Annotated in this window: 27 protein-coding genes; 17 read left to right on the forward strand and 10 right to left on the reverse strand. The window is 63.7% G+C overall.

Going from position 1 to position 26,611, the window contains the following annotated elements:
- The first annotated feature begins 16 nt into the window (after positions 1-16).
- On the forward strand, positions 17-1,240 hold the full coding sequence (locus ACFY68_RS15320) for a hypothetical protein (RefSeq protein WP_387528708.1): 1,224 nt from the start codon (positions 17-19) through the stop codon (positions 1,238-1,240).
- A 49-nt stretch (positions 1,241-1,289) separates the two neighbouring features.
- On the opposite strand, the gene ACFY68_RS15325 is transcribed toward ACFY68_RS15320, so the two are convergent.
- On the reverse strand, positions 1,290-1,631 hold the full coding sequence (locus ACFY68_RS15325; protein WP_387528710.1) for a DUF2892 domain-containing protein: 342 nt from the start codon (positions 1,629-1,631) through the stop codon (positions 1,290-1,292).
- Between the two features lie 290 nt (positions 1,632-1,921).
- Between ACFY68_RS15325 and ACFY68_RS15330 the strand changes: the two genes are divergently transcribed.
- The 5 genes from ACFY68_RS15330 to ACFY68_RS15350 all read left to right on the forward strand — a co-directional run bounded on the left by ACFY68_RS15330 (position 1,922) and on the right by ACFY68_RS15350 (position 8,000).
- A complete protein-coding gene (locus ACFY68_RS15330) occupies positions 1,922-2,638 on the forward strand; it encodes a GntR family transcriptional regulator (RefSeq protein ID WP_387528713.1) in 717 nt (238 codons plus the stop codon).
- Positions 2,639-2,699: 61 nt separating this feature from the next.
- Complete coding sequence (locus ACFY68_RS15335; protein ID WP_387528716.1) at positions 2,700-4,019, forward strand: NAD(P)/FAD-dependent oxidoreductase; 1,320 nt, start codon at positions 2,700-2,702, stop codon at positions 4,017-4,019.
- A gap of 183 nt (positions 4,020-4,202) precedes the next feature.
- The gene (locus ACFY68_RS15340; RefSeq protein ID WP_387528719.1) at positions 4,203-5,531 is read left to right on the forward strand and encodes an MFS transporter; all 1,329 of its coding nucleotides are present in this window, start codon (positions 4,203-4,205) and stop codon (positions 5,529-5,531) included.
- Positions 5,532-5,604: 73 nt separating this feature from the next.
- Entirely contained in the window at positions 5,605-6,507 is a 903-nt protein-coding gene (locus tag ACFY68_RS15345; protein WP_387528722.1) for a dihydrodipicolinate synthase family protein, read from the forward strand.
- Between the two features lie 2 nt (positions 6,508-6,509).
- A complete protein-coding gene (locus ACFY68_RS15350; protein WP_387528725.1) occupies positions 6,510-8,000 on the forward strand; it encodes an aldehyde dehydrogenase in 1,491 nt (496 codons plus the stop codon).
- 247 nt (positions 8,001-8,247) lie between these two features.
- On the opposite strand, the gene ACFY68_RS15355 is transcribed toward ACFY68_RS15350, so the two are convergent.
- Positions 8,248-8,718 (reverse strand): RNA methyltransferase, encoded by a 471-nt coding sequence (locus ACFY68_RS15355; protein ID WP_387528728.1) that lies wholly within the window; start codon positions 8,716-8,718, stop codon positions 8,248-8,250.
- Between the two features lie 72 nt (positions 8,719-8,790).
- Complete coding sequence (locus ACFY68_RS15360) at positions 8,791-9,162, reverse strand: YajD family HNH nuclease (RefSeq protein ID WP_012315716.1); 372 nt, start codon at positions 9,160-9,162, stop codon at positions 8,791-8,793.
- Between the two features lie 131 nt (positions 9,163-9,293).
- Between ACFY68_RS15360 and ACFY68_RS15365 the strand changes: the two genes are divergently transcribed.
- Positions 9,294-9,572 (forward strand): hypothetical protein, encoded by a 279-nt coding sequence (locus tag ACFY68_RS15365; protein ID WP_387528731.1) that lies wholly within the window; start codon positions 9,294-9,296, stop codon positions 9,570-9,572.
- On the opposite strand, the gene ACFY68_RS15370 is transcribed toward ACFY68_RS15365, so the two are convergent.
- Both ACFY68_RS15370 and ACFY68_RS15375 read right to left on the reverse strand, forming a co-directional pair.
- The gene (locus tag ACFY68_RS15370; RefSeq protein WP_387528734.1) at positions 9,569-10,036 is read right to left on the reverse strand and encodes a Crp/Fnr family transcriptional regulator; all 468 of its coding nucleotides are present in this window, start codon (positions 10,034-10,036) and stop codon (positions 9,569-9,571) included. The two genes, ACFY68_RS15365 and ACFY68_RS15370, sit on opposite strands and share 4 nt — an antisense overlap.
- Positions 10,037-10,226: 190 nt before the next feature.
- Entirely contained in the window at positions 10,227-12,269 is a 2,043-nt protein-coding gene (locus ACFY68_RS15375; RefSeq protein WP_387528737.1) for a S9 family peptidase, read from the reverse strand.
- Between the two features lie 82 nt (positions 12,270-12,351).
- On the opposite strand from ACFY68_RS15375, the gene ACFY68_RS15380 reads away from it, so the two are divergent.
- From ACFY68_RS15380 to ACFY68_RS15390, 3 genes are read left to right on the forward strand one after another with little or no spacing between them, the layout of a single operon-like run.
- Entirely contained in the window at positions 12,352-12,846 is a 495-nt protein-coding gene (locus tag ACFY68_RS15380; RefSeq protein WP_387528740.1) for an MFS transporter, read from the forward strand.
- 14 nt (positions 12,847-12,860) lie between these two features.
- Positions 12,861-13,634, forward strand: a complete 774-nt coding sequence (locus tag ACFY68_RS15385; protein ID WP_387528743.1) for a class II glutamine amidotransferase — start codon at positions 12,861-12,863, stop codon at positions 13,632-13,634.
- 9 nt (positions 13,635-13,643) lie between these two features.
- Positions 13,644-14,165: a DUF2937 family protein gene (locus tag ACFY68_RS15390; RefSeq protein ID WP_387528745.1), complete on the forward strand. Its 522-nt coding sequence runs from the start codon at positions 13,644-13,646 to the stop codon at positions 14,163-14,165.
- 130 nt (positions 14,166-14,295) lie between these two features.
- On the opposite strand, the gene ACFY68_RS15395 is transcribed toward ACFY68_RS15390, so the two are convergent.
- Complete coding sequence (locus tag ACFY68_RS15395) at positions 14,296-15,207, reverse strand: LysR family transcriptional regulator (RefSeq protein WP_387528748.1); 912 nt, start codon at positions 15,205-15,207, stop codon at positions 14,296-14,298.
- Between the two features lie 129 nt (positions 15,208-15,336).
- Here ACFY68_RS15395 and ACFY68_RS15400 point away from each other — a divergent pair, with 129 nt between their 5' ends.
- Genes ACFY68_RS15400 through ACFY68_RS15415 form a run of 4 tightly spaced genes read left to right on the forward strand, consistent with a single transcriptional unit; the run spans position 15,337 to position 19,018 of the window.
- A complete protein-coding gene (locus tag ACFY68_RS15400) occupies positions 15,337-16,623 on the forward strand; it encodes an MFS transporter (RefSeq protein ID WP_387528751.1) in 1,287 nt (428 codons plus the stop codon).
- Positions 16,624-16,632: 9 nt separating this feature from the next.
- Positions 16,633-17,412: a 5-oxoprolinase subunit PxpA gene (locus ACFY68_RS15405; RefSeq protein WP_387528754.1), complete on the forward strand. Its 780-nt coding sequence runs from the start codon at positions 16,633-16,635 to the stop codon at positions 17,410-17,412.
- A complete protein-coding gene (pxpB, locus tag ACFY68_RS15410; RefSeq protein ID WP_387528757.1) occupies positions 17,409-18,104 on the forward strand; it encodes a 5-oxoprolinase subunit PxpB in 696 nt (231 codons plus the stop codon). The genes ACFY68_RS15405 and pxpB overlap by 4 nt, the downstream gene beginning before the upstream one ends.
- The gene (locus ACFY68_RS15415) at positions 18,101-19,018 is read left to right on the forward strand and encodes a biotin-dependent carboxyltransferase family protein (RefSeq protein ID WP_387528759.1); all 918 of its coding nucleotides are present in this window, start codon (positions 18,101-18,103) and stop codon (positions 19,016-19,018) included. Before pxpB ends, ACFY68_RS15415 begins: the two co-directional genes overlap by 4 nt.
- A gap of 103 nt (positions 19,019-19,121) precedes the next feature.
- Here the strand turns inward: ACFY68_RS15415 and ACFY68_RS15420 are convergent, their stop codons facing one another.
- From ACFY68_RS15420 to ACFY68_RS15430, 3 genes are all read right to left on the reverse strand, one after another.
- Entirely contained in the window at positions 19,122-20,300 is a 1,179-nt protein-coding gene (locus ACFY68_RS15420; RefSeq protein WP_346611652.1) for a VWA domain-containing protein, read from the reverse strand.
- 12 nt (positions 20,301-20,312) lie between these two features.
- Positions 20,313-21,158 carry a MoxR family ATPase gene (locus ACFY68_RS15425; protein ID WP_012315697.1) on the reverse strand — a complete coding sequence of 282 codons (846 nt, stop codon included), beginning with the start codon at positions 21,156-21,158 and terminating at the stop codon, positions 20,313-20,315.
- 229 nt (positions 21,159-21,387) lie between these two features.
- The gene (locus ACFY68_RS15430; RefSeq protein WP_346611651.1) at positions 21,388-22,461 is read right to left on the reverse strand and encodes a DUF748 domain-containing protein; all 1,074 of its coding nucleotides are present in this window, start codon (positions 22,459-22,461) and stop codon (positions 21,388-21,390) included.
- A 132-nt stretch (positions 22,462-22,593) separates the two neighbouring features.
- On the opposite strand from ACFY68_RS15430, the gene cysK reads away from it, so the two are divergent.
- The 3 genes from cysK to ACFY68_RS15445 all read left to right on the forward strand — a co-directional run bounded on the left by cysK (position 22,594) and on the right by ACFY68_RS15445 (position 25,969).
- Positions 22,594-23,568, forward strand: coding sequence for a cysteine synthase A (cysK, locus tag ACFY68_RS15435; RefSeq protein ID WP_387528764.1), 975 nt, complete (start codon positions 22,594-22,596; stop codon positions 23,566-23,568).
- Positions 23,569-23,740: 172 nt separating this feature from the next.
- Positions 23,741-24,676 carry an aspartyl/asparaginyl beta-hydroxylase domain-containing protein gene (locus ACFY68_RS15440; protein ID WP_387528766.1) on the forward strand — a complete coding sequence of 312 codons (936 nt, stop codon included), beginning with the start codon at positions 23,741-23,743 and terminating at the stop codon, positions 24,674-24,676.
- 411 nt (positions 24,677-25,087) lie between these two features.
- Positions 25,088-25,969 (forward strand): DMT family transporter, encoded by an 882-nt coding sequence (locus ACFY68_RS15445; protein WP_387528769.1) that lies wholly within the window; start codon positions 25,088-25,090, stop codon positions 25,967-25,969.
- A 4-nt stretch (positions 25,970-25,973) separates the two neighbouring features.
- Here ACFY68_RS15445 and ACFY68_RS15450 read toward each other — a convergent pair whose 3' ends face one another.
- Positions 25,974-26,444 carry a DUF4265 domain-containing protein gene (locus ACFY68_RS15450; RefSeq protein WP_387528772.1) on the reverse strand — a complete coding sequence of 157 codons (471 nt, stop codon included), beginning with the start codon at positions 26,442-26,444 and terminating at the stop codon, positions 25,974-25,976.
- Positions 26,445-26,611: the final 167 nt, after the last annotated feature.

The following is a 26,611-nucleotide window of genomic DNA, read 5'->3' on the forward strand; positions in this document are numbered from 1 at the left end:
AACAAGGAGTTTCTGTATGCGTTGCCAGCTGTTGCTGCTCCTGGGCCTTGTCGCCTGTTCGTCGGCCTGGGCGAAAAAGGTCGACCTCGACTATCAGGTGCGCCTGTTGCCCGCCAACGGCCAGGCCGAAGTGCGCCTGACCCTGGCTGATGGCAGTGCCGTACGCAGCCTCGACTTCGACCTGGGCAAGGCTGGCGCCTACAGCGGTTTCCAGGCGGATGGCCAATGGCAGGCGCAGGGCGAGCGGGGCGTGTGGCGCCCGGCAGCGGGCAAGACTAGCCTCAGTTACCGGGTGAAGCTGGACCAGAAGCTGCGCAGCGGCGCCTATTCCTCGCGTATCACGCCCCATTGGGCCCTGTTCATGGGCGACCAGCTGGTGCCGCCGGCGCGCCTCGATCAGCAAGACGGCACCGAACTGGTGGCGCGCCTGTCGGTCGACTTGCCCGAGGGCTGGAAAAGCATCGAAACCTCCTGGCCGCGTATCGGCAAGGACAAATTCCGCATCGACAATGTTTCGCGCCTGTTCGACCGCCCGACCGGCTGGATGCTTGCAGGCGACCTCGGCAGCCGCCGTGCACGCCTGGGCGAAACCGATGTGACCGTAGCGGCTCCGGTAGGGCAGGGCATGCGCCGCATGGACAACCTGACCTTGCTGACCTTCGTCTGGCCGCACCTGCAGGCCGTGTTCCCGCGCAATCCGCCCAAGCTGCTGCTGGTCGGTGCCCGCGACGGCATGTGGCGTGGGGCGATGTCGGCGCGGGGCTCGCTTTACCTGCACAGCGGCCGGCCCATGGTCAGCGAGAGCGGCAGCAGCCCGCTGCTGCGCGAGCTGGTTCAGCTGTTTGCGCAGATCCGCGTGAGTGCCGACAGTGACTGGCTAGGCCAGAGCCTCACCGAGTATTACGCCAACGAACTGCTGCGCCGCGCCGGGGGCGTGAGCGACGACCGATACCAAGTGTGGCAGGCGCGGTTGCAGAAGCAGGGCGCCAAGGTCACTCAGCTGCGCGGCGAGCAGGTGGGGCCGGCACAAGTGGCGCGTGGGGTGCTGCTGCTGCAGGCGCTGGACAAGGAAATCCGCATCCACACCCAGGCCAAGCGATCGCTGGATGATGTGACGCAGGCGTTGATGCGCTTGCCGAAAGTGACTACCGATGAGTTCGTGCAGATCAGCGAGAGCGTGCTGGGGCGGCGGTCCGAGGTGTTGCAGAGCAAGGCATTTCAGAGCAAGGCATTGCGCTAGTTCTCTGCTGGCTGTACCGGCCCGCGAAGAGGCCGGTACAAACAACCCATCAACTACCGGTCAACGGATCTTTGCCCGTCACCGTCACCCCGCGCGTAGCCGCATCGGCACTGCGCTTGAGCGCCTGCAGCTCCCCCGCACTGCGCTCGATGTCCGAACGCAGACGGTGATATTCCTGGCGGTGTTGCTGAAACCAGGCCTTGGTAGAGCAATGCCCGCTGACGCCTCGTGCCACCGCAATACCGCCCACCACCATCTGCAGCAGCCCGATCAGGCCGCCATGGCGCAAGCCTTTGGTGAACATCAACGCTCCGCCGGCCAGTGATCCGACCCGTTCCAGGCCCTGAACATTATGTTCCTGTGATGCCGAAGTGGAATGAATATCGAGCATGGCAAGCCCTCCTTGTGAAGTGTAAGCAGCTGACCCATGTGCAGTGCCCACCGTTCAGTCGGCGTTGCCGGGCGGTGGGTTTGTCTTGTCTGGACAACTACCTGTCCGGTTTGGCAATGCAGCCTCGAGGGTGTTTAATCTCACCCCTGAACTCCGCTCAAGCCCTTTGAATATGGGGCTTCTGCAGATTCCACCGCTCATCGAAAATGCTGTAGACACATTGTCTAACAGTGCCATATAGTCGTTATACAAATAGTAGACACAGCGCCATGACAACAACAAAGGCCACCATGAAAGCCACCGTCCAACCCGTCAGTGCAGAGGTGCCGCAGGACCGCAAGGCCGTCCTCGCCGAAGCGCTGCGCCGCCGAATCCTCAGCATGGAACTGGCACCAGGCGCAGTGGTGGACGAACTGGCCCTGTGCGACGAGTTCGGCCTGTCGCGCCCCCCGGTTCGCGAGCTGCTGCGCCAGATCGCCGCCGAAGGCTACATCGAACTGGAAGCCAATCGCGCCCCTCGCGTCGCCGCGATGAACCACGCATCGCTGCACAGCTTCTACGTGGCCGCGCCGCTCATCTACGTCGCCACTACCCAGCTGGCCGCCAGCAATGCCAGCGAAGCCGAGATCGAAGCGCTCAAAGCCATCCAGGCGCTGTTCCGCCAGGCCATCGAAGAGCGTGATGTGGAAAACCGTGTGCTCTACAACGACGCCTTCCACCTGGAAATCGGCAAGATGGCGCACAACGATTACCTGATGCCAAGCCTGCGTCGCCTGCTGATCGACCATACCCGGCTGGGCAAGATTTTCTATCGCCACCCGACCACCGATGACATGCAGCGTGACCTCGAAGTCGCCTGCGAGCAGCACGACCAGATGATCCAGGCCATCGAACGCCGCGACCCGCAGGCCGCCGGGCAACTGGTGCGTGAACACTTCGAACTGTCGCGCCGGCGCATGGCCGAATACGCCGCGCCACAAGGGTTGGATGTGCCGATTCAGATATGAGTTTGAGGGGTTGCGCCACGGGCGCTGACCGCTAGTCAACAACACGACCCAGGTTAGTGACATGACAAGAATAAGTTCGTTACCTGCCGATGATGCCACCTGTGGCTGGTACCACCTGAGCCAACTCCGCAGGCCAAGGCCGGCCCACATTGGCCATAGCCACGCGCGCTGGGTGGTGGTGGGCGCTGGCTTCACCGGCCTGGCTGCGGCGCGCCAGTTGGCAACGAACTTCCCCGACGATGAGATCGTGCTGATCGAGGCCCAGGAGGTCGGTTTCGGCACCTCGGGGCGCAACGCCGGTTTCGCTATCGACCTGCCCCATGACATCGGCGCCGAGGACTACATCGGTGACATTGGTATCGCCAGGACCGTGCTCAAGCTCAATCTGGGTGGGCAGTCCTACCTCAAGGAGCTGATCGAACGCCATGGCATCGAGTGCCAGTTCCGCCACTGTGGCAAATACCAGGCGGCCATCGAGGATCGCGGCATTGCCGTGCTCGATGCCTACCGCCGTGGCCTGGACAAGCTCGGCCAGGCCTACGAGCTGATCGAAGGTCGCGACCTGCCGGACCACATCGGCACGCATTTCTACCGCAAGGGCCTGTTCACCCCCGGCACGGCGCTGCTGCAGCCCTCGGCACTGGTGAAAGGCCTGGCCCACAGCCTGCCGAGCAACGTCTCCCTGTACGAAAACACCCCCATCAACGATGTCGAGTATGGAGACAAGGTGGTGCTGCGCCATGCCAACGGGTCAATCACGGCCGACAAGCTGGTGCTCACCACCAACGCCTTCGGCATGAGCTTCGGCTTTCTCAAGGGCCGCATGCTGCCGGTGTTTACCTACGCCAGCATCACCCGCCCGCTGAGCGAAGACGAACAGGCGCACCTGGGTGGCAAACCCAACTGGGGCGTGATCCCGGCAGACCCGTTCGGCACTACCCTGCGCCGCACTGTCGATAACCGCCTGCTGATCCGCAACAGTTTCAGCTACAACCCCGATGGGCGCAGTAACCGCAAGTACCTGGAACGGTTCGTCCAACGCCACCGCGAATCATTCGCCCGGCGCTTTCCGATGTTGCCCGGCGTGAACTTCGAATATACCTGGGGCGGTGCATTGGCACTGTCGCGCAACCACATGGGTTTCTTCGGCAAGTTGGCACCGAATGTAGTAGGCGCATTGTGCTGCAACGGCCTCGGTGTTACCCGCGGTACGGTCACCGGCAAGTTGCTGGGCGACTGGTTGGCCGGTGACAAGAACGAACTCATCGAGTTTCTGCTCAATGCCCCGGGGCCTTGTGCGAACCCACCGCAGCCCTTGGTTTCCTTGGGTTTGAACGCCAACCTGAAGTGGGGGCAGATGCGCGCAGGAAGAGAAAGCTGATCCGTTACACAAGTTAGGCCATTGGACATTTGAAGTCGGTCGTTTTTGACCGATACGGGCTCGCTTTGCCCGAAATTGATGATCGAGACGCGCTGTCCGTTCACCCGGGGCTGAACAGGTTTTCAGTTTCGCGGGCGCGCTCGCCTTGAAAACGTGCATGTAAATGAAATGGTAGGAACAACAATGAAAAGTCCGAATATTTCGATTGAAGATGTACCGATCAACCGCTTTCACCAATTGCTGACGTTGCGCTCCGGCGGGGGCTCGTTCGTCGATGGTTATATCTTGAGCATCATCGGCGTGGCCATGGTGCAGATGTCCGCAGGCCTCAACCTGACCAGCTTCTGGCAGGGCATGATCGCCGCTTCGGCGTTGATCGGCATCTTCTTTGGTGGCTTCTTCGGCGGTTGGCTGACCGACCGCTTCGGCCGCAAGCGCGTGTTCTTTATCGGGCCGACCCTGTTCATCCTGTCCTCGGTTGCGCAATTCTGGGTGGAGTCGGCGCTGGCGCTGTTCCTGTTGCGCTTTGCCATCGGCATCGCGGTGGGCATCGAATACCCGGTGGCGACGTCGCTGCTGGTGGAGTTCCTGCCCAGGAAGAACCGCGGCCCACGCCTGGCCACCCTGACCGTGCTGTGGTTCGCCGGCGCAGCTACCGCCTATGTCATCGGCCAGGCCATCCTGCGTCACGGCGGTGACGATGCCTGGCGCCTGGTGCTGGCCAGCGCCGCAGTGATCGGCATGTTGCTGTTCGCCATTCGCCTGGGCACGCCCGAGTCGCCACGCTGGCTGATCAGCAAGGGCCGTTCGGCCGAAGCCGAGCAGGTGATCAAGGCCGTGTACGGCAACGACTTCTCGCTGCACAACCTGCCGGAGGAACCGAAGGCCCGCAAGCTGTCGTTTTTCAGCCTGCTGCACTCCGGCTACGGCAAGCGCATGTTGTTCGTCACCATGTTCTGGACGTGCTCGGTGATCCCGGTGTTCGCCGTCTATGCCTTCGCCCCCAAGGTCCTGGGCGCACTCAACCTCAAAGGTGACTGGGCGTCGATCGGGTCGGTGGCGATCACCTGCCTGTTCGTGGTCGGCTGCATCATCGGCACCCGCTTGCTGAACACCATCGGCCGGCGCACCACGCTGCTGCACAGCTTCTTCTGGTCGGGGCTGGCCCTGCTCGGCCTGGGGGTCTTCAGCCAAAGTAACGAGATGCTCATCCTGGTGCTGTTCGGTGCCTATGCGCTGTTCATCGGTGGTGCCCAGGTGCTGCAGCTGGTGTATCCCAACGAGTTGTTCCCCACTGAAATCCGTGCCGGCGCGGTGGGCGTGGGCACCTCCATGTCGCGGGTCGGTGCTGCGGTCGGCACCTGGCTGGTCCCCATCGCCCTCGACAGCTATGGCATCGGCGCAACCATGTATGCCGCCGCTGCCGTCACCTTCGTCGGCCTGGCCTTCTCCATCGCCCTGGCCCCGGAAACCCGTTCGCTGAACCTGCAACAGGCCGCCTCGCTGGGTTGAGCCCCTACAACCTGCCGCCGCGTCGAGCCGCGGTGGCTTTTACATGATTGATCAACGTACTGGAGAACCTACCGTGAAATTCGAAGGCATCTACACCCCGGCAATCACCCCGCTGGCTGCGGACGGCTCGATCGACAAGGCGGCGTTCGCTGAAGTCCTCGAATACCTGGTCGAGTCGAAAATCCATGGTGTCATCATCGGTGGCTCCACCGGCGAGTACTACGCCCACACCACCCAGGAGCGTATCGAGCTGGCCGCCCAGGCCAAGGACGTGCTCAACGGCCGCCTGCCACTGATCGTCGGCACCGGTGGCATCCGTACCGAAGACGCGGTGGCGTTCGCCAAGCACGCCAAGGAAATCCAGGCCGACGCGTTGCTGGTGGGCACTCCACCCTACGCCCTGCCAACCCAGCAAGAGATAGCCCAGCACGTCAAAGCCGTCGACGCCGCCGCTGGCCTGCCAATCATGCTCTACAACTACCCTGGCCGCATGAGCGTGAGCATGGGCGAGGCGTTCTTCGATGCCGTGGCAGATGTGAAGAATATCGTCGCCATCAAGGAAAGCTCCGGTGACATGGCCCAGTTGCATCGCCTGGCCATCCAGCGCCCGAACATCCAGCTGTCGTGCGGTTGGGACGACCAGGCCCTGGAGTTCTTCGCCTGGGGCGCACAAAGCTGGGTTTGCGCCGGCTCCAACTTCATCCCGCGTGAACACGTGGCCCTGTTTGAAGCCTGCGTGCTCGAAAAGGACTTCGATAAAGGCCGCCGCATCATGGGCGCCATGATGCCGCTGATGGACTTCCTCGAAGGTGGCAAGTTCGTCCAGTCGATCAAGTACGGCGTGGCGCTCAACGGCCTGAGCACCGGTGGCGTACGCAAGCCGCTGTCCGAGCTGGACGCTGCCGAGAAGCAGGCGCTGGAGCGCGTCGTCAGCGAACTGAAACGCAACATCGCACAGATCACGGGAGGTGCCTGAACATGGCTCAATTGCTGAGCAAGGAGCAATACGCGGCGATCGCCGCCGACCTGCAACTGCGCACCCAGGCGTTCATCGACGGTGAGTTTCGCGATGCCGTCTCGGGCCTCACCTTCGTCACCACCAACCCGGCCACCGGCAAGCAACTGGCTGAGGTCGCCGCGTGTGACGTGCAGGACGTGGACGTCGCCGTGGCGGCGGCCAAGCGCGTGTTCGAAGAAGGTTCGTGGTCCAGGCTGCAGCCGGGCGAGCGCAAGCACATTCTGTTGAAGTTCGCCCAATTGCTCGAAGACAACAGCCACGAACTGGCCGTGCTGGAAGCGCTGGACAGCGGCAAGCCAGTCAGCGAGTGCCAGAATGTCGACGTGCCGGAAACCATCCACACCCTCCGCTGGCATGCCGAGCTGATCGACAAGATCTACGACAACACGGCCCCCACTGGTAACGCTGCCGTGACCATGGTGGTGCGCGAAGCCATCGGCGTGGTCGGCCTGGTACTGCCGTGGAACTTCCCGCTGCTGATGCTGGCCTGGAAGATCGCCCCGTCGCTGGCCGCCGGTTGCTCGGTCGTGGTCAAACCGGCCAAGGAAACCACCCTCAGCGCGCTGCGCGTAGCCGAGCTTGCCCATCAGGCCGGTGTACCGGCAGGCGTGTTCAACCTGGTGCCAGGCGGTGGCCGTGAAGTGGGCGAAGCCATCGGCCGCCACATGGACATCCCGATGGTCAGTTTCACCGGCTCCACCGACACCGGCCGCCTGTTCCTGAAGTACGCCGCCGAGTCCAACCTCAAGCGCATCGTCCTGGAGCTGGGTGGCAAGAACCCGGCCGTGGTCATGAACGACTGCGAAGACCTCGATGAAGTGGCCCAGTTCGTCACCGCCGGTGCGTTCTGGAACATGGGGGAGAACTGCTCGGCCTCCTCGCGCCTGATCGTTCACAAGGACGTCAAGGACGAGCTGCTGGCCCTGATGGCCAAGCACCTGAAAGGCTGGAAGCTGGGCGACCCGCTGGACCCGGAAAACCGCCTGGGTGCGATGGTTAGCAAATCGCACTTCGAGAAGGTCAGGTCGTACCTGGAATACGCTGCCGAGCAGAAGCTCAAGGTGGTGCAGGGCGGCGAGACCGAGCAGGGCGTGTTCGTGCAACCGACCATCGTCGATGGCGTGGGCCGCGACAGCAAACTGTTCGTCGAGGAAATCTTCGGGCCGGTGCTGAGCGTGACCAGCTTCGAGACCATCGACGAGGCGATCGAGCTGGCCAACGACACCGTCTACGGCCTCGCCGCTTCGGCCTACACCGGCAGCCTGCGCCATGCCTTGCGCCTGTCGCGTGAAATCCGCGCGGGCGTGGTCACGGTCAACTGTTTCGGTGAAGGCGATGCCTCGACGCCGTTCGGTGGTTACAAAGAGTCCGGCTTTGGTGGGCGTGACAAGTCCATCTGGGCCCATGACCAGTACACGGAGCTGAAGACCATCTGGATCAACGCTTCGTGAACTGATTGCAGGACGGTGCTGTTCTGACGGAGCTCAGCACCCGGCCGCCTTTGTGGTGTCAGGGCTGGCCTCATCGCCGGCAAGCCGGCTCCCACAGGTATGGACTGCCCCCAAGAAGTTGGACACCAATCCAACCCTTGAGGGGCAGTCCAGATACCCCAAAGGCCTTTTGACCTTTGGGGATGCATGTGCGAGCCGGCTTGCCGGCGATCAGGCCGGTTCAGACACCCCAACGGCGGCTTTTCTGTTACTTGAACTTGGGCCCCGAACGGGTGTTCAAGCCCTTGGCCATGCGGTCATACAGCACCACATTGACCGTCGCCGCCAGGTTCATGCAGCCCTGGGTGGGGATGTAGATGGTCTCTTCGCACCACGCCCGCACGTCGGCGTCCAGGCTGCCGTCTTCGGGCCCAAAAATGTAGATGGCGCGGTCTGGATGGGTGTATTCGGGCAGCGGCCGGGCGCCGTCCACCAACTCCACGGCCACCGGCGTGCAACCCAGCGGGATGATGCGTTGCAGGTCGTCGATGCCGATCAGCGGGATGTCGTAGTGCACTCGTTTGGTGTCAGTGACGAAATCGCGCGCGCGTTCATAGCGCTTGCCGGTGTAGAACACCGAGTTGACGCCGTAGCAACCCGCTGCGCGCATCACCGAACCGACGTTCTCCGCAGACTTGGGGTTGAACAGGCCGATGCAGCTGTACCGTTTGTTTGCCACGTGCCGGGGCCCTTCGCAAAAAAAAGCGCGATTATACGGGCTTGCCGGCAGCAGCGGTGGCCGTATCGACGTTCAGTCTTTTTTCAGTAGGCCCGCCAGCCCGGCGAACGGGTTGTGGGTGGCCTTGGCGATGCTCGGGGTGCTGGTGGAGCCTTCGCTGAAGTACTGCTGGTCGGTGTAGCGCGAGTGCTCGTTGTCGTGGCAGTACAGGCACAGCAGCTCCCAATTGGAGCCGTCCTGCGGGTTGTTGTCATGGTTGTGGTCGCGGTGGTGCACGGTCAGCTCGCTCAGGCGCTTGCCGGCGAATTCACGGGCGCAGCGGCCGCACACGTGCGGGTACATTCTCAGGGCCTTGTCGCGGTAGCCCATCTCCTTGTCGCGCTTGGCGTCGGCGAGGATGCGGTCGAGGCGGGCGGTGGCGGCGGAAGTGGAAGCCGAACTCATGGTGTTTCCTTTGTTCTGATCAGGCAGATAACGGTTATGCCCATGAGTCTAGCGCGCCTGTGGGGCAGGCGGACAGGCGAAAACTTTCATAACGGCGTAGCCTGTAGGAATGTTCAGACAGGAGGTTGCTGATGTTGCATGCGATCCTCGCCGCGCTGTTGCTGGCCGGCCTGCCCGTGGCCCAGGCTGCCGGCACGCCGCCACGTATCAGCACGCCGGTGCCCGGGGCGCCTGGCACCGCGACGCCCACGCCGTACCCGCAGATCACCCCGAGCACCCCGCCCAAGGCCTATGACCGCCACCCCGGCGCACCGCTGCTGCCGCCGATGCCGGTGCCCGGCCCGCCGAAGGACCAGCCTTTGCCCGGCTTGCGCACCGAGCCTGCCAAGCCGGCGGCGGATGACGACTAAAGCGCCAGGCGCTGGCCGTCCTGCATGCGCAGGCGTTTCGACAGGGCCACGGCCAGCGCGCGGATGATCCGTGCGGCGATGCGTGGCGCTTCGTTGAGCATCTTTTCCAGGGAGTCCTTGCCCAAGGTCAGCAGTTGGCAGTCGCTGGCGGCGACGCAACTGGCCGAGCGGCGTTCGCCGTCGAGCACGGCCATTTCGCCAAAGGCGCGGCCGCTGCGCAGGGTGGCGATTTCCAGCTGATTGCCTGTGGCGTCGGTCTTGCGTACAGAAACCACGCCACGGTGCAGGATGCACATGAACGTACCGGCGTCGCCTTCGTTGAAGATGGTTTCGCCCTCAGCCATGGCGGCCAGGCTGAAATAGCCCGCGGCGGTCAGGCAGTCGCTGGGTTGCAGGGTATCGAACAGGCCGCAGTCCATGAGCATGTCGCGGATCTCGGCGCTGAGGTGGGTCTGGTCGGGCATGTGTTGTTCTTCGTGTTGTCCGGTATCTTGTGATCACCCAATCCCGTTGTAGCAGCGGCTTCAGCCGCGAAGCCAGCGGCTCGCTGGATGGCACCGGCTTTGCCGGTGTTCGCGGCTGAAGCCGCTCCTACGGGGGCAGAGGTGGTCCTTGCTAATGAAGCGCGACCACTAAGACAACAAAAAACGCGTTTTACACCACGGCCAGTTCACCAAATACGAACGCATATTCCAACGCCACATCCCGCAGCCCCTGATACCGCCCGCTCATGCCGCCATGGCCTGCACCCATCTCGGTCTTGAGCAGCAGCAGGTTGCCGTCGGTCTTGCACGTGCGCAGGCGCGCCACCCACTTGGCCGCTTCCCAGTACTGCACGCGGCTGTCGTTGTAGCCGGCGACCACCAGCATGGCCGGGTAGGCCTGGGCGCGGACGTTCTCGTACGGCGCGTAAGCTTTGATGCGCTCGTACACTTCTGGCTCTTCGGGGTTACCCCATTCGTCGTACTCGGTGACGGTCAGCGGCAGCTCGGGGTCGAGCATGGTGTTGAGCACATCGACGAACGGCACTTCGGCGATCGCGCAGCGAAACAGCTCGGGGCGCAGGTTGAGCACCGCACCCATCAGCAGGCCACCGGCGCTGCCGCCGCTGATGGCCAGGCGGTCGGAGGCCGTCACGCCCTGGGCGATCAGGTGCTCGGCGCAGGCGATGAAGTCGCTGAAGCTGTTGTGCTTGTGCTCTTGCTTGCCGGCGCGATACCAGGCTTCACCCAGCTCGCCGCCACCGCGCACATGGGCGATTGCAAAGCCGACGCCGCGTTGCAGCAGGCTCAGGCGGGCATGCGAGAACCACGGGTCGAGGCTTTCGCCATAGGCGCCGTAGCCGTAGAGGTACAGGGGCACGGTCTTGCCCAGGTCCTGCTTGCGGCGCACCAGGCTGATTGGCACCTGGGTGCCGTCTGCGGCAGTGGCCCACAGGCGCTCGCTCACAAAGTCGTCGGCATCGAACTCGCCCAGCACCGGGGTCTGTTTGAGCACCACCTGTGCGCCGGTGGCCAGGTCCAGCTGGCGTACCTGGGCTGGGCGGTTGAGCGCCTCGTAGCGCAGGCGCACGCGGGTGCTGGCGAACTCCAGGCTGTCCTGCACGTACAGGCTGTAGGCCGCATCCGGGAGTTCGACGCGGTAGGCCGGCAGACCTTGCGGGCGCACTTCGATGATCGGCAGGCCGCCTTCGCGCAGGCTCAGGGTCAGCGCGTCGGCATTCAGGCTGAGGCCCTCGAGCATGATGTCGTCGCGGTGCGGCACCAGCACCTGCCATTGCGCGCGGGTGGGCGCCTGGTCTGCAGGGGCGTGGAAAAGGGCGAAGTTGATGCCGTCCTGGTTGCTGCGGATGAACCAGCGCCACTGGCCATCGAGCTGACCGTGGTCGGGGAAGTATTCATGGCCTTCGACACGGGGCGCCAGGCATGAGAATGCGGCCTGTGGCGTTTCGGCATCGAGCACCCAGGCCTCGCTGGTGGTCTTGCTGTTGAGCAGGAGCACTAGCTGTTTTTCCGAGCTTGAGCGGTAGCAGTGCAGGAAGAAGCGGCCATCGTCTTCTTCGAAAACGGTCTGTGCGCCCTCGATGCCCAGGGTATGGCGGCGCAGGCGGCACGGCCGGTGGGTGTCGTCCAGCTCGGCAAAAAACAATGTCTGGCTGTCGTTGGCCCAGGTCAGGCTGCCGTCGCAATCGTCGAAGGGCAGGGCGGTGACACTGCCGTTGGCCAGGTCCTTGACGTACAGGGTGTAGACCTCGTCGCCACTGGTGTCGAGGCTGTAGGCCAGCAAGCAGTGGTCCGGGCTGACGTTGAACGCCCCCAGGGACAGAAAACCGCCGTTGGCCAGGGCATTGGGGTCGAGCAGCAGTTGTTCCTGGCTTTCGTCGACGGTGTTGGAGTCATCCGCCGGGCGTGGGCAGCGGTAGTGGCGCGGGTATTCGTCACCGGCGGTGGTGCGGGTGTAGTAGAGGTAAGGGCCCCAGGGCGAAGGCAGCGACAGGTCGGTTTCGAGGATGCGGGCTTTGATCTCTTCGAACAATTGCTCGCGCAGGGGCGCCTGGTCGGCCAGGCAGGCCTCCTGGTAGGCGTTCTCGGCCTGCAGGTACTCGAGCACTTCAGGGGTGTCGCGCTGTTGCAGCCAGGCGTAGGGGTCGGTGGCCTGGTCCGGGCGGGCAATGGGAGGCTGGAGCGCGTTGGGCATTGGGGATCTCTTGGCTAGGGGGCGCCTGCGCCCGGAAAAGTGTTTATCATAGGCAACTCTTTGCCTGGCTTGCACGATCACCATGACCGAGAACGACTATACCCTCGCCTGGGGCCTCTACGCCGTTGCTGCCCTGGGCTGCATCTGGGTGGGTTTCAAACTCACCGGCTGGATGTGGCGCTGGCTGCGTGAGCCGCTGCGGGTCATCCTCGCGGTCCTGCTATTGACCCCGACCGTGGTCGACCCGGGCAAGGATGCCATGGCCCCGGCCATTGCCATCACCGCCCTGGACGTTGCCTTCAAAGTCGGCAACAACGCCTGGCGCGCGGTCTCCGACTTTGCCATGTACGGCCTGATCGCCTTTGGCCTGTACCTGGCCTTCGTGCTGCTGCGCTGGCCGCTGGAAAAACGCGCCCGCGAGCGCCGCGCACAGGCTGAAGCGGCTGCCCAGCGCCAGGCCGCCGAAGACGAGGCGGTCGGCATGGGCGCCCCGCTGGCCGGCGAACGCCGCGACCGTTACCGCAACGACCCGCCGCCTGCCACACCCGCTGGCGGCCGGGTCGAGCCACGTCTGTAAGCCGGGAGACCGCCATGTGCGAATTGCTGGGCATGAGTGCCAACGTCCCCACTGATATCGTCTTCAGCTTCACCGGCCTGATGCAGCGCGGTGGGCGCACCGGCCCGCACCGTGATGGCTGGGGCATCGGCTTTTACGAAGGCCGCGGCCTGCGCCTGTTCCAGGACCCGGCCGCGAGCAGCGAGTCGGAAGTGGCCAACCTGGTGCAGCGTTACCCGATCAAGAGCGAAGTGGTGATCGGCCACATCCGCCAGGCCAACGTTGGCCGGGTGTGCCTGTCCAATACCCACCCGTTCGTCCGCGAAATGTGGGGCCGCAACTGGTGCTTCGCGCACAACGGGCAGTTGGGCGAGTTCAAGGGTGAAGCGACCTTCTATCGGCCGATCGGCGACACCGACAGCGAAGCCGCCTTCTGCGACCTGCTCAACCGCATCCGCGCGGCCTTCCCGGAGCCTGTGGAGGTGGAACAGCTGCTGCCGGTGCTGGTCGAAGCCTGTGCCGAGTACCGCGGCAAGGGCGTGTTCAATTGCCTGCTCAGCGACGGCGACTGGCTGTTCTGCTTCTGCTCGACCAAGCTGGTGCATATTACCCGTCGCGCGCCGTTTGGCGCTGCGCGGCTGAAGGATGTCGACCTTATCGTCGATTTTCACACCGAAACCACCCCCAACGACGTGGTCACGGTGATAGCCACCGAGGCCTTGACCGAGAACGAGACCTGGCGGCGCTACGAGCCCGGCCAGTGGGCCCTGTGGCGGCACGGAGAGTGCGTTTCGCAAGGCCAGAGCTAAGGACGCTGCATGTTCAGAAGTTACCTGCGGTTGCTGCTGTTCACCTTCGGCCTGCTGGCCGGTATCCAGGTGCCTGGGCTGGTCAAGGACTACAGCCAGCGGGTAGAGGCGCACCTGTTCGAATCGCGCCAGGCGCTCGATGGCTTCCAGCAGACGGCTGAACGGTTCTTCAATGGCGACCTGCAGGCACTGCTGCGGCACTACCGCAGCAGTGACGACCCGGTGTTCAACAGTGATGCCAACAGCATCGAGAGCCTGATGATCCGCAACCAGTTGCTGGAGGCCGAGTGGCAGGCGCTGCAGGGCTCCTGGGTGACCACGACCTGGCATGTGCTGGTGCAGCCCGACCCGCAGCTGCGCGAAGAGACGCTCAAGGGCTACAGCTACCAGATTCTGCTGGTGCCCGAAGCCATCGGCTGGGGCGTTGGCGCCGGGTTCGTGCTGGCGTTCGTGGTCGAGAGCCTGTTGCTGGGCATCGGCTGGGTGATTCTGGGCGGGCGGCGCAAGGCGGTTAAAGAGAGCTGGCGCTGAGCCTTGGGTGCCCTGTGCCGGCCTCTTCGCGGGGCAAGCCCGCTCCCACACAATGCCCGCTGAGTCACAGATCTGCGGTGAGTCTGTGGGAGCGGGCTTGGCCCGCGAAGAGGCCGGTGCTGATACCCACTCAGACCAACACAATCCGCTGCCCGCCGACATCCCGCGCATACCGCTCCAGCACCTGCCGACATACCCCGACCACCTCATCCACCAGCGCCACCCCGGTCTGCCAGGCCACCACCAGCTCCAGGCTCGGCGGTGGCTGCAGGCCCGTCAGCAGCACCAACTCCCCCCGGCTCAATTCGGCATCCACCAGCGCCGGTGGCAGGGCGCCGATGCCGAAGCCATCGCGCAGCAGGCGGGTGATCGCCGCCACCGAGTTCACACAGTTCAGCCGCGGTGCTTCGACGCCCGCGCCCTGTAGCAGGCTGAGCACTTCCTGGTGCGGCCGCGAGTTCTTCGAGAACGTGACGATACGCTCCCGGGCAAGTTCGGCCAGCGAATGGTAATCGCGGTGCTGGGCGGAACCGGCCGCCGCCACCCAGCCCATCGGGTAGCGCGCCAGGTCCTGGCTGCGGATTGATTGCTCGCGCAGCAAGTCGGTCTGCAGGATCACGTCGAGAAAGCCTTTTTGCAGCTGTTCGCGCAGGTTCAGTGCGGTATCGGCGACCAGTTCGATTTCCACCTGCGGGTAGCGCTCGCTCAGCTCGGCCACCAAGGCGCTCATCCAGGTATGGATCACCGTGTCCATCACGCCCAGGCGAATACGCCCGACCTTGGCGCGGTCGCTGTCCAGCGACTGCTTCATGGCCTTGGCGGTATCCAGCATGCGCTCGGCATATTCCAGTACCTTGCTGCCCTGCGGCGTCAGGCTAACACCGCGCGAGTCGCGCAACAGCAGCTTGACCCCAAGGTCGGCCTCCAGCGCGGCGATGCGGCTGGAAACCGAGGCCTGGGTGGTGAACAGTTTTTCGGCGGTGAGGCGAAAGCTCTTGAGCCGGGCCACCCAGACGAAGGTTTCGAGGAAACGAAGGTTCATGATCAGTTTTTCTTGTTCCAGACCGGCGGTTTTTCTCGTTGGACGCAGAGGGCGTGGGCTCTGAACATGGCGCACAGGCCGCGACGCCAGACGTCGCCCATAAAACAATACCAACAAGCCGAGGCAAGCATGAACCCAAGCGGCGTACAGCAACAGGTGCAATCCCCACCTTCGACCGGGCCATTCGCCTGGTACCGCGACATCGACGCCCAGCAACGGCGCACCTTCTGGAGCTGCAAGATTGGCTATGGCCTGGACGGCATGGACACCCAGATGCTCAGCTTCGTCATCCCTACGCTGATCATGCTCTGGGGGATCAGCACCACCGAGGCCGGGCTGATCCACACCAGCACCCTGATCGCCTCGGCGGTCGGCGGCTGGGTCGCCGGCATCCTCTCCGACCGCATCGGTCGGGTCCGCACCCTGCAGCTGACGGTGCTGTGGTTCGCCTTTTTCACCTTCCTTTGCGGCTTTGCGCAGAACTACGAACAGCTACTTATCGCCCGCACCTTGATGGGCTTCGGCTTTGGCGGCGAATGGACCGCTGGCGCGGTGCTGATCGGCGAAGTGATTCGCGCCCAGGACCGTGGCAAGGCGGTGGGCATGGTGCAATCGGGCTGGGCCCTTGGCTGGGGCCTGACGGCGATCCTGTATGCGCTGCTGTTCTCCTGGCTACCGGCGGAGCAGGCCTGGCGCGCGCTGTTCCTGCTGGGGCTGGTGCCGGCGATTTTCGTGATCTTCGTCCGCCGCCTGGTCAAGGACCCGGAGGTGTATCGTCAGGCCAAGGCCGTGGAAAAGGCCGAGGCACCGGCGCAGTTCTATGAAATCTTCGCCCCCGGCATGCTCTGGACCACCGTGCGGGCGTCCCTGCTGACCACCGGCGCGCTGGGCGGCTACTACGCCATCACCTCGTGGCTGCCGACCTTCCTCAAGACCGAGCGCGGCCTGAGCGTGCTGGGCACCGGCGGCTACCTGGCGATGGTCATCGTCGGCTCTTACGTGGGCTATGTGGTCAGCGCGTACTTGTCCGACATTCTGGGGCGCAAGAAGAACTTTATCCTGTTCGCCGTGGGCTCTTTCATCATCGTGCTGCTGTACACGCAGCTGCCGGTCAGCGATGGCGTGATGCTGTGGTTGGGCTTCCCGCTGGGCTTCTTCGCCTCGGGCATCTTCAGCGGCATGGGGGCGTTTCTCACCGAACTGTTCCCTACCCGTATCCGTGGGTCGGGGCAGGGCTTCTGCTACAACATCGGCAAGGTCTTCGCGGCGATGTTCCCGTTGCTGATCGGCCTGCTCGGTCAGACCATACCGCTGGGCCTGAGCATCGGTGGCTTTGCCGCCGTGTCCTATGGCGTGGTAATCGTGGCAGCGCTGAGCCTGCCGGAAACTCGCGGCAAACACCTGCAGGCGCGCTAAGGTAGGCAAATGAACATCGACACGGGAGCACGCCAGGTGAAACGCCTGCTACTCAATTGCGACATGGGCGAAAGTTTCGGCAGCTGGCGCATGGGCCTGGATGCCGAGGTGATGCCGTACATCGACTGCGCCAACATCGCCTGCGGCTACCATGCCGGCGACCCTTCCACCATGCGCCGCACGGTGGCCCTGGCGCTGCAGCATGGGGTGACCATCGGCGCCCACCCGGCGTACCCGGACCTGGTCGGTTTCGGCCGCCGTTCCATGGCCTGCAGCAGCGATGAAATCCGCGACCTGCTGCATTACCAGATCGGCGCCCTGGACGGCATCTGCAAGGTGCTTGGCGGCCGCGTGGCATACGTCAAACCCCATGGCGCGCTGTACAACGACATGATGGCCGACCCGCTCAAGCTGCGCGCCGTGCTCGAAGCCGTGGCCGCGTACGGCAGCAACCTGCCGCTGATGCTCATGGCCACCGCCGACGACAGCGCAGCCCAGGCCCTGGGCGATGAGATCGGCGTGCCGCTGTGGTTCGAGGCCTTCGCCGACCGCGCGTACACCGCCAGCGGCCACCTGCTGTCGCGGCGCCTGCCCGGCGCGGTGCACCACGACCCGGCACTGGTGGTTGAGCAGGCCCTGCGCCTGGCCCGGGGTGAAGCCCTGGTTGCAAACGATGGCAGCGCGCTGCGCCTGCACGCCAGTACCCTGTGCGTGCACGGTGACAACGACAGTTCGGTGGCAGCGGTACGGCAGATTCGCCAGGCACTCGATGCGCTGGAGCACGCATGAAATTGCGTATTGAAGTGGTCGCCATCGACAGCCTGATGGTGCGCCTGTTCGACGCCATCGACGAGGCCAACATGCCGTGGATGCTCGCGGCCAGCCAGCGGTTGAGCGCTGCGTTCGGCAAGCAACTGGTGGACCTGGTGCCGTCCTACACCACGCTGATGGTGCAGTTCGCAATGCCGCCAGGGCAGGCGAGGGCGCTGATCAGCCAGGCGCTGGAAGGGTTGCAGCCCGACACCGGCAGCGGTGGCCGTTTACATGAGATCCCGGTTTGGTACGACGCCAGCGTCGGCCCCGAACTGCCAGTGCTGGCTGCCCGCAGCGGCCTGGGCGAGCAGGAAGTGGTCCGCCTGCACAGCGGGCGCGAATACCCGGTGTTCGCCCTCGGTTTTGCCCCAGGCTTCGGCTTCATGGGGCTGGTGGACGAGCGCTTGGCAGCGCCGCGCCTGAGCACTCCACGCAAGCGCGTGGCGGCCGGCAGCGTGGGTATTGCCGAACGCCAGACAGCGGCCTATCCCGCAGTATCGCCGGGCGGCTGGAATTTGATCGGGCGTACACCGGTGCGCCTGTTCGACCGCGAACGTGAAGGTTACAGCCTGCTGCAACCGGGCGACCGGGTGCGCTTCGTGGCGGTGTCCCACGCCGAGTTCAGGGCGCTGGGAGGGGATGACAGCCCGCTGGAGGCACTGGCATGACGCAGTTGAGGATCGAAGCCAGCACCGCCTTGTGCCAGCTGCAGGACGCTGGCCGCTTTGGCGTGCGCCACTTGGGCGTGACCCAGGGTGGGGCGCTGGATTGGGTGGCAATGAACTGGGCCAACTGGCTACTGGGCAACCCGCTGGGTGCGCCGGTGGTGGAAGTGGCGCTGGGCGGCTTTACGGTAGTGGCCGAGCAGGACTGCGTGCTGGCCCTGGCCGGCGCCGACCTGGATGCGCGGGTGGATGACCAGCCGCAGCTTGCGTGGCGCAGTTTTACCTTGGCCAAGGGCCAGCGGCTTTCCTTGAAACAGCCCAAGCACGGCGTGCGCGCTTACATTGCAGCGCCGGGCGGCTTCCAGGGCGGGGCTGTGCTCGGCAGCTGCGCTACCGTGACGCGTGAAGGGCTGGGTGGCCTTGATGGCCATGGCGTGGCCCTTGGCAAAGGGCAGCCGTTGGCGTTTGCCGCCACGTTACCGGCCCTGCGTGAGGTGCCGGAGGCTCTGCGACCCAGTTATCCGCACAAGCCTGTGCTCGACTTGGTGATGGGCGCGCAGATCGGTGATTTCAGTGGCATGAGCCTGTTCGAGGCCTTCAACAGCGACTGGACGCTGGACAGCCGTGCCGACCGCATGGGCATCCGTTTGCTCGGGCCACAGTTGGTCTATCAGGGCGCGCCGATGATCTCCGAAGGGATTGCGCTGGGGGCGGTGCAGGTGCCGCCGGACGGGCAGCCGATCGTATTGCTCAATGACCGCCAGACCATTGGTGGGTACCCGCGGCTGGGGGCGTTGACGCCGTTGGCGTTGGCGCAGCTGGCGCAGTGCATGCCGGGAGAGGCGGTCCGGTTCAGGGCGGTGGTGCAGGAAGAGGCTTGGCGGCAGCAGCAGGCTTATCTGAACCGTTGGCGTTGAAACTGCCGGCCTCTTCGGGGGGAAAGCCCGCTTCCACAGGTTTTTACTGCAATTGAACCTGTGGGAGCGGGCTTGCCCCGCGAAGAGGCCGGTGCAAGCGATATCACTTGGACAGGTAACGCATCCCATCCTCCAACCCCTGCAAGGTCAGCGGGTACATCTTGTCCTCGATCAAGTCCCGGACTAGATGGGTCGACGCCGTGTAATCCCAGGCCTGCTTCGGATACGGGTTGATCCAGATGACCTTCTTGAATTTTTCCATGAAGCGCTGAATCCACACGTAACCCGCTTCTTCGTTCCAGTGCTCCACGCTGCCACCCGGCTGGGTGATCTCGTAGGGCGCCATGGCCGCGTCACCGACGAACACCACCTTGTAGTCATCGCCATACTTGTGCAGCAGGTCGAAGGTGGAGAACCGCTCCGAGGTACGCCGCAGGTTGTTTTTCCACACCGACTCATACACGCAGTTGTGGAAGTAGTAGTACTCCAGGTGCTTGAACTCGGTCTTGCAGGCCGAGAACAGCTCTTCGCAGACTTTGACGTGGGCATCCATCGAGCCGCCGATGTCGAACAGCAACAGCAGCTTCACGGTGTTGCGCCGTTCCGGGCGCATCTGGATGTTGAGCAACCCGGCATCGCGTGCGGTGTGGTCGATGGTGCCGTCGATGTCCAGCTCTTCCGCGGCGCCTTCACGGGCGAACTTGCGCAGCCGGCGCAGGGCCAGTTTGATGTTGCGGGTGCCCAGTTCGACCTGGTCGTCGAGGTTCTTGTACTCGCGCTGGTCCCAGACTTTTACCGCCTTGCCCTGGCGCTTGCCGGCCTCGCCGACGCGAATGCCTTCAGGGTTGAAGCCGCCCGAGCCGAACGGGCTGGTGCCACCGGTGCCGATCCACTTGTTGCCGCCGGCGTGGCGCTCCTTCTGCTCTTCGAGGCGTTTCTTGAATTCCTCGATGAGTTTGTCCAGGCCGCCCAGCGACTGGATCTGCGCCCGCTCTTCATCGGTGAGCGAGCGCTCGAATTCCTTGCGCAGCCAGTCTTCGGGGATCAGTGCTTCCAGGTGCCGGTCGAGGTTCTCCAGGCCCTTGAAGTAAGCCGAAAATGCCCGGTCGAACTTGTCGAAATGGCGCTCGTCCTTCACCAGGATGGCGCGGGCCAGGTAGTAGAACTCGTCCATGTCGGCGAACACCACCCGCTGTTGCAGGGCATTGAGCAGGTCGAGCAGTTCGCGAACCGACACCGGCACCTTGGCCGCGCGCATTTCGTTGAACAGGTTGAGCAGCATGGCCGGCTCCTGTCAGCGGTTGCCGCGCCGGCTCATGAAGGCCAGGCGTTCGAGCAGCTGAACGTCCTGTTCGTTCTTCACCAGGGCGCCGGCCAGTGGCGGGATGGCCTTGGTCGGGTCGCGCTCGCGCAGCACCGCTTCGCCGATGTTGTCGGCCATCAGCAGCTTGAGCCAGTCGACCAGCTCGGAGGTGGAAGGCTTTTTCTTCAGGCCCGGCACCTTGCGCACGTCGAAGAACACGTCCAGCGCCTCGCTGACCAGCGACTGCTTGATGTTCGGGTAGTGCACATCGACGATCTGCTGCAGGGTGTCGCGGTCGGGGAAGGCGATGTAATGGAAGAAGCAGCGGCGCAGGAAGGCGTCGGGCAGCTCCTTTTCGTTGTTCGAGGTGATGATGATGATCGGGCGTTGCTTGGCCTTGATGGTCTCGTCGATTTCGTAGACGTAGAACTCCATCTTGTCGAGTTCCTGCAACAGGTCGTTGGGGAACTCGATGTCGGCCTTGTCGATCTCGTCGATCAGCAGGATGACCCGCTCTTCGGCCTCGAAGGCTTCCCAGAGCTTGCCCTTCTTCAGGTAGTTGCGCACGTCGTGGACTTTTTCGGTACCCAACTGCGAATCGCGCAGGCGGCTGACCGCGTCGTACTCGTACAGCCCTTGGTGGGCCTTGGTGGTGGACTTGATGTGCCAGGTGATCAGCCGCGCGCCGAAGGAGGCGGCGAGCTGCTCGGCCAGCATGGTCTTGCCGGTGCCAGGCTCGCCCTTGACCAGCAGCGGGCGTTCGAGGGTGATGGCCGCGTTGACCGCCAGTTTCAGGTCGTCTGTGGCGACGTAGTCGCGGGTGCCTTCGAACTTCATCGGGAATGTCCTCTGCGGGGTGCCTGTTGCGGCCCTATCGCCGGCAAGCCGGCCCCACAGGTACCCCATCGCCCTTGAGCTCAGTGAGGCATCTGTGGGAGCCGGCTTGCCGGCGATAGGGCCAGTACAGGCAACACATGTTTATCGTTTGTCAGCGACTATACCCCGGCCTCGAACGCGTGCAAACGCAGACCGGGTATTCAGTCCCTGAATGGCCCGTCACGCACGCTCAGTCGGAATCAGGCTTGGGCTGCTCATACCGTGCATTGAATGCCTGGATAAACCCGTTGCGCAAAATCTGCAAAAACGCCTCGATGGCGCTGATGTCCTGCTGATGCACGCTGCCGCTCAGCTCCACGCGGGTCGCGAACTGGTTTTTCGGCTGGTTCTTCAGCACCGTCTCGCTGGCCCCGACCAAGGCCTCCCACACCGAGCGGAAGAAGCCCTTGTTCTTGTTCTCGACGTCCTGCTGCCAATTGAACACGTCGACGTCGCGCAGCAACGGCTTGATGTAGCCATTGAGCCGGCCTTTTTCCGCTTGCGCCTCGATCACCACATCGCCGTGGCCGGCGTTGAAGTCGAACTTGCCGTAGGCACTGGCGAAGTCGTTGAGCCGGCGCAGTTCGATGCCGGTGGCCCGCAGGCGGAACTCGAAGTCGTCGAAATCGCTGAATGGGTCGAACGTGGCGCGGCTTTCGACCTTGGCATCGCCCAGCAGCAGTGCCTTGGCGTCGAAGCTGGCGTCGCGCCGGCCTTTTTCATCGCGCACGTTGGTCAGGTTGCGGATATTGGCGTCGAGCTGGGTAGCCTTGAGGTCAACCGGCGGTTTGGAATTGAAGTTGTGAAAGGTCAGCGTGCCGTCATCGATGCGCACATCGTTGAGGGTGATCGGCAACAGTTTTTCCAGCTGCTGGCGCCAGTCGGTACCGCGGCCGGTCTGCGAGGCCTGTTTGCTGCCACCGTCGACGAAGTTCAGCACCGGGCGCAAGAAAGTGACTTCGGCCACGACGGCCTGGTCGTACCACAGCGAATGCCAGCTCACCGACAGGTCGATCAGCGGCGCGTCTAGCAGGGGTACAGGCACCTTGCCGCTAGTCTTGACGATTTTCAGGCCATTGATCTGGTAAGCGCCGCGCCACCAGGCGAGGTCCACATCGACGACCTGGCCACGGTACTCGCCCATGTCCGCCAGCTTGTCGTTGAGGTAATTGCGCACCAGGTAGGGCAGCGCCAGGTGCAGGGCCACCAGCAGCACGACCAGGCTGGCCAGGCCGATCAGCGGCCAGCGATAACGGGCTTTCATCGCGGCGTTCTCCAGGGTGGGTTGTGCGGTTGACCGCAGCGCTGCCGGGCGAGTTCGAACGGGCTTTACGGGCCACCGGGGCGGGCTTACCCTTTAAGTCTTTCCCTGCTATTTCATGCCAAGGACCCTGCCATGAGCCGTATCTACGCAGACAACGCCCATTCCATCGGCAACACGCCGCTGGTGCAGATCAACCGTATCGCCCCGCGCGGTGTGACCATCCTGGCCAAGATCGAAGGGCGCAACCCGGGCTACTCGGTCAAGTGCCGTATCGGTGCGAACATGGTCTGGGACGCCGAAAGCAGCGGCAAGCTCAAACCCGGCATGACCATCGTCGAGCCGACTTCGGGCAACACCGGTATCGGCCTGGCATTCGTTGCCGCCGCACGTGGCTACAAGCTGGTGCTGACCATGCCGGCGTCGATGAGCCTGGAGCGGCGCAAGGTGCTCAAGGCCCTGGGTGCCGAACTGGTGCTCACCGAGCCTGCCAAAGGCATGAAAGGCGCGATCGAAAAGGCCAACGAGATCGTTGCCTCGGACCCGGCGCAGTACTTTTTGCCTGGCCAGTTCGACAACCCGGCCAACCCGGCCATCCATGAAAAGACCACAGGCCCGGAAATCTGGAACGACACCGACGGCGCTGTCGACGTGCTGGTGGCCGGCGTCGGTACTGGCGGCACCATTACCGGTGTGTCGCGCTATATCAAGCACACCCAGGGCAAGTCGATCCTGTCAGTGGCGGTGGAGCCGGTGGCCTCGCCGCTGATCAGCCAGACCCTGGCCGGCGAAGAGCTCAAGCCCAGCCCGCACAAGATTCAGGGCATCGGCGCCGGTTTCGTGCCGAAAAACCTCGACCTGTCGATTGTCGACCAGGTCGAGACCGTGACTGACGAAGAATCCAAGGCCATGGCCATCCGCCTGATGCAGGAGGAGGGCATTCTTTGCGGTATTTCCTGTGGCGCGGCCATGGCGGCAGCCGTGCGCCTGGCGGAAAAACCGGAAATGCAGGGGAAGACCATCGTCGTAATCCTGCCCGACTCTGGCGAGCGCTACCTGTCGAGCATGCTGTTCAGCGACCTGTTCAGCGAGCAGGAAAACCAGCAGTAATCAGCCCTGCCGCTGACCCGGGGCAACGTTCGGCGGCGTGGTTTATTGCAAAATCTTCATGAGTGAGATCCCGCCCGGGTTGTTTTTACCCGGGCGGGAAGGGTTTATGATGGCCGGATGATTTTTCTGGAGGCAGGCAGCGCTGGCCTACTTCCATTCCAAGGAGTGTTGCATGACCTTTTCCTTTGTCGCCAAGGCCGGTGTCCTGCTGGTGTTTTTCGGCAGCGTGCTCTACGTGCACCTGCGCGGCAAGGCGCGCCTGCCGGTACTGCGCCAGTTCGTCAACCATTCGGCGCTGTTCGCCCCCTATAACAGCCTGATGTACCTGTTCTCCGGTGTGCCGTCAAAGCCCTACCTGGACCGCCAGCGCTTCCCCGAGCTGGACGTGCTCAAGGACAACTGGCAGGTGATCCGCGAAGAGGCCATGCGCCTGTTCGACGAGGGTTACATCCGCGCCGCGGAGAAAGACAACGACGCAGGTTTTGGTTCGTTCTTCAAGAAGGGCTGGAAGCGTTTTTACCTGAAGTGGTACGACAAACCGCTGCCGTCTGCCGAAACGCTGTGCCCGAAGACCGTCGAGCTGGTCAGCAGTATCCCCAACGTCAAAGGCGCGATGTTCGCCCTGCTGCCCGGTGGCAGCCACCTCAACCCACACCGCGACCCGTTTGCCGGGTCCTTGCGTTACCACCTGGGCCTGTCGACGCCGAACTCCGACGACTGCCGCATCTACGTCGACGGCCAGGTCTACGCCTGGCGTGATGGCGAAGACGTGATGTTCGACGAAACCTATGTGCACTGGGTGAAGAACGAAACCGACGTCACCCGGGTGATCCTGTTCTGCGACATCGAACGCCCGCTGAGCAGCCCGCTGATGACCCGCATCAACCGCAAGGTCAGTGCCTTCCTCGGCCGCGCCACCGCGCCGCAGAACACCGACGACGAGCGCGTGGGCGGGATCAACCAGGCGTATGCCTGGAGCAAGCGCTTCAGCAACAAGATCAGCACCCGCGTGAAGCAGTTCAAACGCGCCAACCCCAAGGCCTACCGCATCCTGCGGCCGGTGCTGGCGGTGGTGGTTGCCTACCTGCTGTATCACTGGTTGTTCTGATCTTTGCCCGACAGGGCCTCTTCGCGGGGCAAGCCCGCTCCCACAGGCCTACCACATGCCCTGTGAGAGCGGGCTTGTCCCGCGAAGAATCCCCCGCTATAGTCCAGTGCATTCATTTCCCCGAAGACCCTGTTCATGCCAGCCACCCCTTCCACCACAAGCTTTGCTATCGCGCCAGTCGCGGGCACGGTCGTGCGTGGCAGCCAGCAGCCGGCCATGATCAGTCATTACCCACCACCTGTCAGTGGCGTCGTAGGCGGCGTAGCTCCGCCTCCTTGCGTGGTCGTGCTGGGCTGATCGGCTTCTGGCCGCATCCCTTTACACGCGCAACCTACTGAACACGGTCGGCTACTTCCCCTGCTGAAGTTCACGCCCACCGTTCGGCTTCTTTGCCCGAATACAGGTGCAACCATGTCTGTCTTTTCCAAAGCTAGCGTGGCCTCTGCGGCCACTACCAGCCTGTTCGTCCTGCTGTGGAGCAGTGGCGCCATCGTTTCCAAACTCGGCCTGGCCCATGCCAGCCCGTTCGCCTTCCTGCTGTTGCGCTCGGCGCTGGCCCTGGCCGGGTTGTTGTTGATCGGCCCGTTGCTGGGCCTGCGCTGGCCGCGTACCGGGGCGGCGATGTTGCGGGCCCTGGGCACCGGCTGCGTGCTGCTTGGTGCCTACCAGATCTTCTACCTGCTGGCGCTCAATACTCATGTCACCCCTGGGGTGATGGCCACGGTAATGGGTGTGCAACCGATTCTCACCGTCGTGCTGATGGAGCGCCAGCGCTCGTGGAGCCGGCTGTTTGGCCTGGGCCTTGGGCTTGGCGGGCTGGTGATGGTGGTCTATCAGGGCATCAACCTCGGCGGCGTGTCGCTGGCCGGGATGCTGTTTGCCTTGCTGGCGCTGGCCAGCATGACCTTCGGCTCGATCCTGCAGAAGCGCATCACCGACAACCCCATGGGCACCCTGCCGCTGCAATACCTGGCGGGGTTTGCCATGTGTGCGGTGTTCGCGCCGTTGCAGCCGCTGCACGTTGAGTGGGCCAGCAGTTTCATCGGTGCGCTGCTGTGGATGGGGTTGGTGGTTTCGCTGCTGGCGACCTTGCTGCTGTACCGGCTGATCGCCAAGGGCAACCTGGTCAATGTCACCAGCTTGTTCTACCTGGTGCCCGCGGTTACTGCGGTGATGGATTTCTTGATTTTCGGCAACCGCCTGGCACCGCTCAGCCTGCTGGGCATGGGGCTCATCGTGGTGGGTTTGCTGTTCGTGTTCCGCAAGCCGGCGGCGCGGTTGGCCGAAGCGTAGGGCGTTAGCGGAATTCTTCGGGGACGGCGTGGCGCAGTACGCCTTCCTCGAAGTCCAGGGTGCCGGCTTCGCGCTGGGTCAGCAGGTAGTAGAGCAGGGTGTCGAGTGTACGTGCAGGCGGGACTTCGACGGCCAGCATCCTGACGGCTTTTTCGACTTCGCTGGGGCAGCCGAAATCTTCGAGCGCAGCGCGCACCTGTTCCAGATCGCCTGCGGCTTTCACAAGAACACGAAACACCGAAGCGCCACCGCTTTGCTGCAGGGTTTCGAACCAGCATTGCTCGCCGTCTTCACGGATGCTGATGCTATCGCCCGGTGCGATGCCGTAGGCATAGAAGGGGATGCTTTCGACTTGGTAGCCAGCTGCGGTGGGCTTTGCCCAGAGGCCTTCGACCGACGCGGGAGGGTAGCCTTGGGCATCCTGCTCCAGGCGCCAGAGCACGATCTTGTAGGCTGGGGTTTGCTCGGGGGGCATGGGGCGTTACGCGTCGGGAGGGCTGCCTATCGTAATGCGGTTTGGTTGTGTTGTCTGTACCGGCCTCTTCGCCGGCGAGCCGGCTCCCACAGGTAGTGCACAGTTCTCGAGAATGGTGATGTATCTGTGGGAGTCGGCTTGCCGGCGATGAGGCCGGGATAGACAGA

Source organism: Pseudomonas sp. NPDC012596 (assembly GCF_042902325.1).
Taxonomy (GTDB): domain Bacteria; phylum Pseudomonadota; class Gammaproteobacteria; order Pseudomonadales; family Pseudomonadaceae; genus Aquipseudomonas.